The sequence below is a fragment of the Achromobacter sp. Marseille-Q0513 genome, assembly GCF_018195695.1.
GTDB lineage: Bacteria > Pseudomonadota > Gammaproteobacteria > Burkholderiales > Burkholderiaceae_B > Achromobacter.
The window spans coordinates 1-11,765 of record NZ_JAGTJY010000189.1; the positions used below are offsets into that span (position 1 = coordinate 1).

At 67.5% G+C, this 11,765-nt stretch carries 16 protein-coding genes; 15 read left to right on the forward strand and 1 reads right to left on the reverse strand.

The window, feature by feature from the left end; genetic code table 11:
• Window positions 1-164 precede the first annotated feature (164 nt).
• The 15 genes from KDH83_RS25905 (at window position 165) to KDH83_RS25975 (ending at window position 11,373) form a co-directional block, all read left to right on the forward strand.
• Window positions 165-587 carry a DUF2946 family protein gene (locus KDH83_RS25905; protein ID WP_212320930.1) on the forward strand — a complete coding sequence of 141 codons (423 nt, stop codon included), beginning with the start codon at window positions 165-167 and terminating at the stop codon, window positions 585-587.
• 64 nt (window positions 588-651) lie between these two features.
• Complete coding sequence (locus KDH83_RS25910; protein ID WP_212320932.1) at window positions 652-1,272, forward strand: SCO family protein; 621 nt, start codon at window positions 652-654, stop codon at window positions 1,270-1,272.
• A gap of 28 nt (window positions 1,273-1,300) precedes the next feature.
• Entirely contained in the window at window positions 1,301-1,813 is a 513-nt protein-coding gene (locus KDH83_RS25915; RefSeq protein ID WP_212320935.1) for a copper chaperone PCu(A)C, read from the forward strand.
• Between the two features lie 222 nt (window positions 1,814-2,035).
• A complete protein-coding gene (locus tag KDH83_RS25920; RefSeq protein ID WP_212320936.1) occupies window positions 2,036-2,404 on the forward strand; it encodes a DUF4148 domain-containing protein in 369 nt (122 codons plus the stop codon).
• Between the two features lie 211 nt (window positions 2,405-2,615).
• On the forward strand, window positions 2,616-3,818 hold the full coding sequence (locus tag KDH83_RS25925; RefSeq protein ID WP_212320938.1) for an ATP-binding protein: 1,203 nt from the start codon (window positions 2,616-2,618) through the stop codon (window positions 3,816-3,818).
• 2 nt (window positions 3,819-3,820) lie between these two features.
• Entirely contained in the window at window positions 3,821-4,372 is a 552-nt protein-coding gene (locus tag KDH83_RS25930; protein ID WP_103275981.1) for a response regulator transcription factor, read from the forward strand.
• A 224-nt stretch (window positions 4,373-4,596) separates the two neighbouring features.
• Complete coding sequence (cyoA, locus tag KDH83_RS25935) at window positions 4,597-5,505, forward strand: ubiquinol oxidase subunit II (RefSeq protein WP_212320940.1); 909 nt, start codon at window positions 4,597-4,599, stop codon at window positions 5,503-5,505.
• A 2-nt stretch (window positions 5,506-5,507) separates the two neighbouring features.
• Window positions 5,508-7,484 carry a cytochrome o ubiquinol oxidase subunit I gene (gene cyoB, locus KDH83_RS25940; protein ID WP_212320942.1) on the forward strand — a complete coding sequence of 659 codons (1,977 nt, stop codon included), beginning with the start codon at window positions 5,508-5,510 and terminating at the stop codon, window positions 7,482-7,484.
• Window positions 7,485-7,487: 3 nt separating this feature from the next.
• Complete coding sequence (gene cyoC / locus KDH83_RS25945) at window positions 7,488-8,102, forward strand: cytochrome o ubiquinol oxidase subunit III (RefSeq protein ID WP_103275984.1); 615 nt, start codon at window positions 7,488-7,490, stop codon at window positions 8,100-8,102.
• On the forward strand, window positions 8,102-8,452 hold the full coding sequence (cyoD, locus tag KDH83_RS25950; protein WP_103275985.1) for a cytochrome o ubiquinol oxidase subunit IV: 351 nt from the start codon (window positions 8,102-8,104) through the stop codon (window positions 8,450-8,452). The genes cyoC and cyoD overlap by 1 nt, the downstream gene beginning before the upstream one ends.
• Before the next feature lie 239 nt (window positions 8,453-8,691).
• Window positions 8,692-9,120 carry a DUF3995 domain-containing protein gene (locus KDH83_RS25955; protein ID WP_212320944.1) on the forward strand — a complete coding sequence of 143 codons (429 nt, stop codon included), beginning with the start codon at window positions 8,692-8,694 and terminating at the stop codon, window positions 9,118-9,120.
• Between the two features lie 119 nt (window positions 9,121-9,239).
• Window positions 9,240-9,854 (forward strand): nitrogen fixation protein NifQ, encoded by a 615-nt coding sequence (locus KDH83_RS25960; RefSeq protein WP_212320946.1) that lies wholly within the window; start codon window positions 9,240-9,242, stop codon window positions 9,852-9,854.
• A gap of 8 nt (window positions 9,855-9,862) precedes the next feature.
• Window positions 9,863-10,078: a SlyX family protein gene (locus KDH83_RS25965; RefSeq protein ID WP_103275990.1), complete on the forward strand. Its 216-nt coding sequence runs from the start codon at window positions 9,863-9,865 to the stop codon at window positions 10,076-10,078.
• Window positions 10,079-10,415: 337 nt separating this feature from the next.
• A complete protein-coding gene (locus tag KDH83_RS25970) occupies window positions 10,416-10,790 on the forward strand; it encodes a DUF4148 domain-containing protein (protein WP_103275991.1) in 375 nt (124 codons plus the stop codon).
• Between the two features lie 202 nt (window positions 10,791-10,992).
• On the forward strand, window positions 10,993-11,373 hold the full coding sequence (locus KDH83_RS25975) for a hypothetical protein (RefSeq protein WP_212320948.1): 381 nt from the start codon (window positions 10,993-10,995) through the stop codon (window positions 11,371-11,373).
• Between the two features lie 179 nt (window positions 11,374-11,552).
• Here KDH83_RS25975 and KDH83_RS25980 read toward each other — a convergent pair.
• On the reverse strand, window positions 11,553-11,765 hold a 213-nt coding region (locus KDH83_RS25980; protein ID WP_212320950.1), incomplete at its 5' end, for a phosphate acyltransferase.

The window sequence follows — 11,765 nt, forward strand, 5'->3', positions numbered from 1 at the left end:
CCCGGGGGGTGTGCGGGGGGGCCCCCCCGCCGCCCGGGCGCGGCGCCGCTTACCCCCCCGGGGGGGGCGGGGGGCCGGGGCCCCCGGCCGCCGGCCCGCCCATACACGCCCCCACCCCGCCCCGGCCCAACCTCCCCCCACGAAACCCCCCCTAGAATCCGGCCATGCCCCGCCACAACGCCCCGCCCCGCAACCGGACCGCCACCCGCGGCCGCCTGGTGCTATGGCTGGCGCTGATGGCGCTGTTGCTGCGCGCGCTGGTGCCGGCGGGCTACATGCCCGACGCCCGCGCCCTGGGCGCCGGCCGCTTCGAGGTCACGTTCTGCACCGCCGCAGGGGCGCCTGCCGCACTGAGCGCGGCGCTGATCGCGCTCAAGGACGGCAAGCCCGCTCATGGCGCGCAGACCGGCGCGCAATGCCCGTTCGGGCTGCTGGCGCACCTGACGCCCGCGCCCGCGTTCTCCCTGAATCCCCTGTCGCTGCCGGCCGACACGACGCCGACGGCGCAACCCGCGCAACCGCCCCTGCCCGCGACAGTCGCCCACGGTCCGCCGCTGGGCTCGCGGGCTCCACCTCCCCTGGCCTGACCCGTACCGACCGCGCGGCCCTGTCGCCGCGCGCCCCGTCGAACCGTCCGACCCGAGGTTTTCAATGCTTTCCCCCATTCCGTCCGCGCCGGCAGGCGCGGCACGCGCGCCCGATACGCGGCGCCGCCGGCTGCTGCTGTCCGCGGCCGGCCTCATGACCCTGGCCGCCTGCGGCCAGGAAACGCCCAAGCTCAACGGCATGGACCTGTCCGGCATGCCCACCGGCGATTTCCAGCTGCGTGACACCGAGGGCCGCGAGCGCCGGCTGGCCGACTACCGTGGCCAGGCCGTGCTGCTGTTCTTCGGCTTCACCCAATGCCCGGACGTCTGCCCCACGGCGCTCACGCGCGCCACCGAGATCAAGCGCCTGCTGGGCGCCGACGCCGGCAAGCTGCGCGTGCTGTTCATCACCGTGGACCCCGAGCGCGACACCACCGAGATCCTGAAGGCCTATACCCAGGCCTTCGACCCGGAATTCGTCGGCCTGCGCGGCAACGCCGAGCAGACCCGCGCCGCCGCCCAATCCTTCAAGGTCTTCTACCAGAAGGTCACCACGGGATCTTCCTACACCATGGACCACACCGCGCTGAGCTATGTGATCGACGCCAAGGGCAAGCTGCGCCTGGCGTTGCGCCACCAGCAAAGCGCCGAGGAATGCGCGCAGGACCTGCGCACCGTGATCTGACCCACCCGCACTGAATCAGGAGTACATCATGCAAGCGATCAAATTCTTCAAGCCCCTGGCCGCGCTCGCCCTGTGCACGCTGGCGCTGTCCGCCTCCGGCCCCTCCCTGGCGCAGGAAGCCAGCCTGAAAATCGACGACCCGTGGGTCCGCGCCACCGTGCCCAGCCAGCACGCCACCGGCGTCTTCATGCGCCTGACGTCGGCCACGCCCGCCCGCCTGGTGGCGGTGGAGTCCAAGGCGGCCAAGCATGCCGAAGTCCACGAAATGGCCATGCAGGACAACGTGATGAAGATGCGCCAGGTCAGCGGCATCGACCTGCCCGCCGGGCAGGCGGTCGAACTCAAGCCCGGCGGTTATCACATCATGCTGCTCGACCTGCCCGGCCAGATCAAGGAAGGCGACCACGTCGCCCTGACGCTGGTGGTCGAGGACGACAAGCATCAGCAGCGCCGCGTGCCGGTGGATGCCGTCGCCCGTCCGCTGGGCGCCGCCGCGACCGGCCATGGCGCCGGCGGCCACGGCGCCGCGCCGGCCAAGTAGGCGCCCGTCCGCGGCGCTGTCGCTCCGCCCCCTGAAAGGGGCACGACAGTTCTGCTGCATTCTTGAAACGCCTCTTGTGTAACCGCGCCGTCCCCGGCGCAACGCGCCTGTCGCCCGCCAGTCCAACCGGCAATGGGAAATCGCCCGCAGGCAGCCGCGCGGGCGACGGCGCGGCCCGGTTCACCCCGAGGCCGCATGCTTTGTGACAGCAAGGAGCGTTTCATGAAATCCCTCACAGCCACCCTCTGGCTCTGCGCGGGCCTGGCCGCCGCCGGCGCCGGCGCCGCGCAGGCGCAACCGGCCCAGTACAAGCGCGATCTGTATGGCGACTGGCGCGTCAGCTACGCGGCGCCCACGCCCAAGACGTCCGACCAGGTCGCCGCCGAGCTGGCCCAGGCCAAGGCCAGCGGCCAGTATTCGTTTGGCCAGGAAGACTACCCGCCCGCCATCGCGGCGACCGGCATGCCGGAAAGCCGCGCGCAGGTCGAGCAGGAATTGCAGCAGGCCCAGGTCGCCGGCCAGATGGCCTCGGACCAGGAAGACTATCCGCCACCCATGATGGCGCACAGCGGCACCGCCGACATGCAGTAAGCGCGGCAAGCCAGCTATTGGGGACAGCCTGGCCGGCCCGCCGACCGGCGGCCCCCTGTGATTCGCCTACAATAAGCCCGCATCCGCCGCCCGCGCCGACCGCGCCCGGGCATGGCCCGGCCACCCCGGCCGGCCCCGCGGACGCGAGCGTTTGGCGCAGCCGGGCGCCTGTACCCGCCGGCAGGAAGCGCCGGCTCATCTGTGTCTGGATATGCCCGGTAGTTCCGCCTTTTCATTCCTGCGTACCTTATGCAGCCTGCGCTGGCTCGCCATCGCGGGCCAGGCCGCCACCATCCTGCTGGCCAGCAGCCTGCTGCGGCTGGACCTGCCGCTGGAGCCGCTGTGGACCGGCGTGGGCGTGCTGATCGGATTCAACCTCTACGCCATCCTGCGCCTGCGGCACAGCCGCGACCTGTCCCACGTGACGGCCTTCGCCCACCTGCTGGTCGACATGGCGGTGCTGGCCTGGATGGTGGGCTGGAGCGGCGGCATCGGCAATCCGTTCGGCATGATGTTCCTGATCCTGACGGCGCTGGCCGCACTGGCGCTGCCGCGCAACTGGGCGCTGGCCGCCGCCGTAGCCGGCATCAGCGGCTATGTGCTGGCCGCGCTGTTCGGCCGGCCGCTGCAGGGCGGCATCGACGCGCACACCCTGCTGCTGTGGGGCCTGGGCGCCAACTTCCTGATTTCCGTGGTGGTGGTGCTGGTGTTCTCGACCCGCATGGCGGCCGACCTGCGCGCCCGCGAGCGCGAGCTGGCCAGGCTGCGCGAGCGCTTCACCCGCAATGAAGGCATCGTGGCCCTGGCCACGCACGCCGCCGCGATGGCCCACGAACTGAACACGCCGCTGGCCACCATGACCCTGCTGGCCGACGAGATCTCCGCCGAGGTCAAGGATCCCGACCTGCGCGCCGACGTGGCCACGCTGAGCCAGCTGCTGGCGCTGTGCCGGGAACGCATCCGCAATCTGGCTGTCCCAACCGCCGTGGACCTGGTCCGGGTGGTGGGCCAGTGGCGTCTGATCCGGCCCACCATCGACCTGCAGCGCTCGGGCAGCCTGCCGTCCAGCCTGCGGGTGGATCCGGCCATCGCCCACCTGCTGCAGGCGCTGCTGAACAATGCCGCCGACGCGGGCGAAGCCGCCGGCGCGCCGCGCGTGGACCTGCATCTGGAATATGGCTACGGCGCCCTGCGGGGCGAGGTGCGGGACTACGGCCAGGGCTTCGATCCCGACCAGACCCTGCTGCCGGCCACCAGCCTGTTCAACAGCGGCAAGCCGGGCGGCCTGGGCGTGGGCCTGGCGCTGTCGCACGCCACGGTGGAGCAGCTGGGCGGCGAAATGACCATGACGGCCGCCGAAGACGGGGGCACCCGCATCCGTTTCTATCTGCCTCTCGGCACTTCCGGGACCTGACTATGAACCCTACCGACCTTGGCCTGCTGATCGACGACGACGAGCTGTATGTGCGCACCCTGCAGCGCAGCCTGTCGCGTCGCGGCCTGGAAACCCGCACCGCCACCGGCATCGCCGAGGCGCTGCGCGTGGCCGAGGAGATCCGGCCGGCCTTCGCCCTGGTGGACCTGCGCCTGGGCGAGGACTCGGGCCTGACCCTGATCCGCCCCCTTCGCGCGCTGCGCGCCGACATGCGGATCCTGCTGGTCACCGGCTACGCCAGCGTGGCCACGGCGGTCGAGGCGATCAAGCGCGGCGCCGACGACTACCTGCCCAAGCCGGCCACCGCCCCCATGATCCTGCGCACCCTGGGCCTGGTGAAGCCGGAAAGCGTCGAGATCGAGGCCACCATGACCCCGCTGCACCGGCTGGAATGGGAACATATCCACCAGGCGCTGCACGAAACCGGCGGCAACGTCTCGGCCGCCGCCCGCCTGCTGGGCATGCACCGGCGCTCCCTGCAGCGCAAGCTGGCCAAGAAACCGGGGCCGGAACGCGAAGTGTTGCTGGATTGATTTGTGCAGGTGCGACATATCGTCGCACCCATCCACCGTCGCTACAGCCGCGCCGCTCCCTGGGAAAACCCTGAATCCCGCAATATGGGGCTGGCGCCACCCAGGGCAATGCGACCATTCGTCGCAGGCTTGACCCAGATCAAGTCGATAGGATGGAGGTTGCTGCCTCGCAGCATACCGTCTGCTGCGCTGCAGCATCTTCCACCTTCCATCCAAGGCTGTACGTGAAACACCCCCTCCTTGCGACCCTTACGCGCATTCTCGGCGTCGGCGCGGTCATGCTGCTTGGCGGCTGCAACATGGAAATCCTCTCCCCCAAGGGAGACATTGGCGCCCAGGAAAAGACGCTCCTGCTCACGGCCACCGGGCTCATGCTCCTCGTCGTGATTCCCGTCCTGTTCATGATCGTGGGCTTTGCCTGGAAATACCGCGCTTCCAACACCAAAGCCGTTTACCAGCCCAAGTGGGCCCACTCCACCGCCATCGAGGTCGTGGTCTGGACCGTTCCCCTGATCATCATCACCATCCTGGCCGTGATCACCTGGCGTTCGACCCATGCGCTGGATCCGTACAAGCCCCTGGTGTCGGAGCACAAGCCGGTCACCATCGAGGTGGTGTCGCTGGATTGGAAGTGGCTCTTCATCTACCCCGAGTACGACATCGCCACGGTCAATGAGATCGCCTTCCCCGTGGACGTGCCGGTGAACTTCCGCATCACCTCGGCCTCGGTGATGAACTCGTTCTTCATTCCCCAGCTCGGCAGCCAGATCTATTCGATGGCGGGCATGGAAACCAAGCTGCACCTGAACGCGCGCGAACCCGGCACCTACGCCGGCATTTCCGCCAACTACAGCGGCGGCGGCTTCTCCGGCATGCGCTTCAAGGCCATCGCCACCTCGCAGGAAGGCTTCGACGAATGGGTCAAGCAAGCCAAGGCCGCGCCCCAGGCGCTGACGCCCGAGGTCTACCAGGAGCTGACCAAGCGCAGCGAGCGCAACCCGGTCGTGAAATACGCCTCGGTGCCGCCCGCCATGTTCGATTTCATCCTGGGCAAGACCATGTCCAAGATGGCAGGCGTGGAAGACGCCACGTGCACCCCCACGTCGAATAATCTGATCGCAGGAATCAACTGACAATGTTCGGGAAACTCACCCTAGAGGCCATTCCGTACCATGAACCCATCGTCATGGTTACGCTGGCCGCCGTGTGCCTGGGGGGCCTCGCGCTCTTCGGCGCCATCACCTACTTCGGCAAGTGGAAGTACCTGTGGACGGAGTGGCTGACCTCCGTCGACCACAAGCGCATCGGCGTGATGTACATCATCGTCGCCCTGATCATGCTGCTGCGCGGCTTTGCCGACGCCATCATGATGCGCACCCAGCTGGCGGTGGCCTCGGCCGATTCCGCCGGCTTCCTGCCTCCGCACCACTACGACCAGATCTTCACCGCCCACGGCGTCATCATGATCTTCTTCATGGCGATGCCCTTTATCACCGGGCTGATGAACATCGTGGTGCCGCTGCAGATCGGCGCCCGCGACGTGGCCTACCCGTTCCTGAACTCGCTGAGCTTCTGGCTGTTCGGCGCCGGCGTCGTGCTGATGATGGTCTCGCTGTTCGTGGGCGAGTTCGCCGCCACCGGCTGGCTGGCCTATCCGCCGCTGTCCGGGCTGGACTACAGCCCTAGCGTCGGGGTGGACTACTACATCTGGGCCTTGCAGATATCCGGCCTGGGGACCACGCTTTCCGGCATCAACTTCATCGTGACCATCCTGCGCATGCGCGCGCCGGGCATGAGCCTGATGAAGATGCCGATCTTCACCTGGACCTCGCTGGTCACCAACGTCCTGATCGTCGCCGCCTTCCCCGTGCTGGCCGCCACGCTCGCGCTGCTGACCGCCGACCGCTACCTGGGCACGCACTTCTTCACGAACGACATGGGCGGCAACGTCATGATGTACGTGAACCTGATCTGGATCTGGGGCCACCCCGAGGTCTACATCCTGGTGCTGCCGGCTTTCGGCGTGTACTCGGAAGTGGTCGCCACCTTCGCCCGCAAGACGCTGTTCGGCTACAAGTCCATGGTCTACGCCACGGCCGCCATCGGCGTGCTGTCGTTCCTGGTCTGGCTGCACCACTTCTTCACCATGGGCGCGGGAGCCGACGTCAATGCCTTCTTCGGCATAGCGACAATGATCATCTCGATCCCGACCGGGGCCAAGATCTTCAACTGGCTGTTCACCATCTACCGCGGCCGCCTGCGCATCACCACGCCGGTGCTGTGGACGCTGGGCTTCATGATCGTGTTCGTCATCGGCGGCATGACCGGCGTGATGCTGGCCATCCCCGGCGTGTCGTTCGTGCTGCACAACAGCCTGTTCCTGATCGCGCACTTCCACAACACCATCATCGGCGGCGTGGTTTTCGGCTGCATCGCCGGCATGACCTACTGGTTCCCCAAGGCCTTCGGCTTCACGCTCAACGAGCGCCTGGGCCGCTATTCGTTCTACTGCTGGTTCGTCGGCTTCTTCCTGGCCTTCATGCCCCTGTACATCCTGGGCTTCAAGGGCATGACGCGTCGCCTGAACCACTACGACAACCCCGAATGGCAACCCTACCTGCTGGTCGCCCTGGCCGGCGCCGCGCTGATCATGCTGGGCATCTGGTTCCTGCTGCAGCAAGTGTTCGTGTCGGTCCGCCAGCGCAAGCAGAACCAGGACGTGACCGGCGATCCCTGGGATGGCCGCACGCTGGAATGGGCCATCTCCTCGCCGGCTCCTTTCTACAACTTCGCCCACGTGCCGCAGGTTAACGAGCTGGACCAGTTCTGGGAAGACAAGCAGAGCGGCAAGGCCTACAAGCGCCCGGCCAAGTATGAAGACATCCACATGCCGAAGAACACCGCCGCCGGCGTATTCATCGGCGCCTTTGGCCTGGTCATGTGCTTTGCCCTGATCTGGCACATCTGGTGGCTGTCGATCGTCGGCTTCGTCGGCATGATCGGTTCGTTCATCGTTCGCGCCTATGACCGCGACGTCGACTACTGGGTCCCGGCCGCGGAAGTCGAACGCATCGAGAACGCTCACTTTGACAAAATGCAGAAGGCCGCCTGAGCCATGATCCAAGCTGTTGCCACCCACCCCCACGCGGGTCACGACGATCACGCGCACCATGACGATGGCTCCAAGACCGTATTCGGTTTCTGGGTCTATCTCATGAGCGACCTGCTCATCTTCTCGGTGCTGTTCGCCACCTTCGCCGTGCTGGCCAACGCCACGGCGGGCGGCCCCACCGGCAAGGAGCTGTTCGACCTGAAGTTCGTGCTGGTCGAAACCCTGCTGCTGCTGTTCTCGAGCTTCACCTTCGGCATGGCGAACCTGAACGTGCACGCCAACAACAAGTCCCGCGCGATGGGCTGGTTGATGGTCACGTTCCTGTTCGGCGCGGGCTTCATCGCGATGGAAGTCTATGAATTCCATCACCTGATCACGGAAGGCGCCGGCCCGGGCCGCAGCGCGTACCTGTCGGCGTTCTTCACGCTGATCGGCACGCACGGCCTGCACGTGACCTTCGGCCTGATCTGGATCATCGTCATGATCGACATGATCCGCCGCCACGGCCTGGACTCGATCAACAAGCGTCGCCTGGCGTGCCTGAGCCTGTTCTGGCACTTCCTGGACATCGTCTGGATCTGCGTCTTCACCTTCGTCTATCTCATGGGAGCCATCTGATGTCGCACTCCGCTGCGGCCGCTCACGGCCACGACGACCACGCCGCCGACCACGGCACCCTGAAGTCCTACATCACCGGGTTCGTGCTGTCGCTGCTCCTCACCTTCGGCTCCTTCGGCCTGGTGATGCACGGCGCGCTGTCGCACACCGTCACCATCATCGGCGTGGTGGCGCTGTGCGTGCTCCAGCTGCTGGTGCAGCTGGTGTACTTCCTGCACATGGGCGCCTCCAAGTCCGCCCGCGACAACCTGGCCACGTTCCTGTTCACCGTGATGATCATCGCCATCATCGTCGGCGGTTCGGCCTGGGTGCTGTACAACATGAACGTCAACATGGGCCACGCGATGTAAATCGCGTCCCGTGCCGCGCTTGCGCGCGGACGGCGTAAAAAAGCGGATGCCTCGCGGCATCCGCTTTTTTTTTTCGCCGCGAGACGCGCCTGGGCCGAGCCCGCGCCGCACTTGTCCGGATCCTTGTCGGGATCCGCCGGCTTGCCGGTATGCTGCCGGCTGATTTCCCGGCTGCCGGATGCGCGGATACCGCCGCCCGGTCCCGCCTTCACCACGCCACCACTGGAACACACGCAAGCATGACCACCCTGGCCTACACGCTCACCAGCGCCATCTTCGTCATCCTGGGCCTCTGGCACCTGTACTGGGCGGCCGGCGGCAAGCTGGCGCACGGCGCCGCGATTCCGACGCGCCAGGACGGCTCGCCGCTGTTCCGCCCGTCGGCCGCGGGCACCGCCGCCGTCGGCACGGCGCTGCTCGCCTGCGCCGCGCTGGTCGCGTTCAACGCCGGCCTGCTGCCTCTGGCCGGCGCCGCGCGCTGGACGCGCTGGGCCGGTGCCGCGCTGGCGCTGGGCCTGCTGGCCCGCGCCATCGGCGACTTCGGCTACGTCGGATTCTTCAAGCGCAAGGGCGGCGACCCGTTCGCGCGCCTGGACACGCGCGTCTATTCGCCGCTGTGCCTGCTGCTGGCCGCCGGCACGCTGGCCGCGTCCTGGCCGCTGGCTTGATGATGCCGCCCGGCCCGGCGACGCCAGATCGATTCGTTATATATTCTTCGACATAACGATCGATTAGCACCTTCAATATCCCGCTCCGCTCCCGCCTTCCCTTTCCGTAGCCGCCCCTCATGGATCACGCCCTGGTCGCCGACGAATCCCCCCGCCTACTGGCCTGTACGCTGCTGCGCCACGCGCAGCCCGGCGATCCCGATGCCGCGTTCTTCGCCACGGTGCTGGGCAAGAGCCTGGCGCTGGGCGATCCCGGCCGTAGCGGCCTACCGCCGGCGGAGCTGCGCGCGCTGCTCGAGACCCTGTTCCCCGGCGCGCTGGACGACACCGGCGCGGAACTGGAAACGCTGCGGCCGCAGCTCCAGGCCTATGAGGCGCGCGGACTGGACGATCCGCAGCCCGGTTTTTCGCTGCTGCTGCGCGTGCTGCTGGAAACCTGGAGCGCGCCCGAGCTGGACACCACGCCGCTGGTCAGCAGCGTGCTCACGCGCGCCTGCCTGCGCCCCGACCATCTGTGGCGCGACCTGGGCCTGTCCGGCCGCGAGGACGTGACCGCCCTGCTGACGCGCCACTATCCCGGGCTGGCGGCGCGCAACGTGCGCAACCTGCGCTGGAAGCAGTACCTGGCCTATGCCGCCTGCGAACATGCCGGGCGGCCGCCCGCCGCCGCGCCCGGCTGTCCGGGCTGCGAGGACTATGGCCATTGCTATGGCGGCGCCGGGAATCGGTTCTAATACCCGCCATGGACACGACGCAAGACATTGAACGCCGCCTGACGGAACTCGAGATCAAGGCCAGCTTCGCCGACGACATGCTGGAGCAGCTCAACCAGATCATCGTCCGCCAGCAACAGCAGATGGAACGGCTGGCGCGCGAGCTGGCCGACCTGCGCCAGCAACAGCAGCCCGAAGGCGCCGCCTTCCGCAGCCTGCGCGACGAACTGCCGCCGCACTACTGACCGCCCGCTGCCGGCGCGCCCGCGCAAGGCGGGCCCGTGCCGCACCTGCGCCGCGCCGGACGATCGCGTCCGGCCCATTCCCGCTCCGATTCCCACGCCTGGTCCGCTCATCAGCTGGCATGTCCGGCGGCTTGCGCACGCCCCTATCGCCGCCATTGATGAAGCTTATCCAACGAAAACAAATAAATTATCCCGTTGGTGGAAATATGCTTTTTGAATATACGGGTTTATCCGGATTCAGGATCGGCGCATCATTCATTCAACCGGAAACAACAACGAACCACGACGGAAGGCCGCCGGATTCGCTCCCCCCGGCTCTACAAATAGGAGAAGCACCATGAAGACCACCAAGACTTTCGCAACCGCCCTGATGTTCTCGCTGGCCGCGCTGGGCGCCGCCGCCCACGCCTCGCCCAACATCGAACCGAACAACGTGCCGTTCCAGGGCGTCTACGGCACGCCGTATGAAGGCCCGAGCCGCGCCCAGGTGCAGGCCGAGCTGGCCGCGGCCAAGGCTGCCGCCAAGGCGGCCGGCCAGGTCTGGAACGTCGAGCCCAACGACACGCCCTTCGCCGGCGTCTATGGCACCCCGTACAACGGCCCCAGCCGCGCCCAGGTCGAAGCCGATCTGGCCAGCGCCAAGATCGCCGGCCAGGTGTCGAACGTCGAACCCAACGACATGCCGTTCTCCGGCGTCTATCACGGCGAATGAGTCACCGGCGGGCGTCGCCCGCCTCGCCCCGCAACGAACAACCCTCCCCCGTGTTGTATTTCGCCGCCCGCAGTTCCGGGGCGGCATTTTTTTGCCCTCAGGCCGCGCGACGCGCCCAACCCGGCAAAAGAATCGCGAGATCGTGGCCCCGTCCCCGGCAGGTGTAGGACAATAGCGGTTCTACATTATCCGGGAGCCCATCTTGAGATACACCCGCGTTCTCGCCTCGGCGGCGATCGCCCTCGGCCTGGCTCAGGCCGCCGTGGCCGCGCCCGCCGTGATGCTCAACCATGCGCTGATCACGCAGATCCCCAAGGCCGACCAGCCCTCGTTCCACCAGGCGCTCGCCGACGCGCTGAACAACTCCGCCGACGGCCACAGCACCAACGGGTCCAGCGTGCCCAAGCGCAAGGCCACGCCGCCGATCACGGTCAAGCTCACCCCGACGCAGACCACCAAGCTCAAGGACGATCGCGCCTGCCGCTTCCTGGAAGGCGATTTCGCGCGGGCCAACACCACCGAGTCCTGGAAGTTCTGGTTCTGCAAGCAGCCCGACGGCAGCTGGAAGGCCAGCAGCAACTAAGGCTGGCCGGGCCGCCCGCGCCTCGCGCGGAACCGGCCCCGTGAATGACAAAACGCCGCCCGGTCCACAGACCGGGCGGCGTTTTGTTTTCATCGCAAGGCCGCCGCGAAACAGGCGCGGCCCGCTACCTTGCAGAACCCTCTGGCCGGATCCGCGCCGGCGGGTTCCTGGCGCGAGACTCAGGCCGACGTTTCCGCGCGGTTGGCGTCCAGCACCGTCATGGCCGTCATGTTGATGATGCGACGCACGGTCGAGCTGGAGGTCAGGATGTGCACCGGCGCGTTCGCGCCCAGCAGGAACGGACCCACCGCCACGTTGCCGCCGGCCGCCGTCTTGAGCAGGTTGTAGGCGATGTTGCCCGAGTCCACGTTCGGGCACACCAGCAGGTTGGC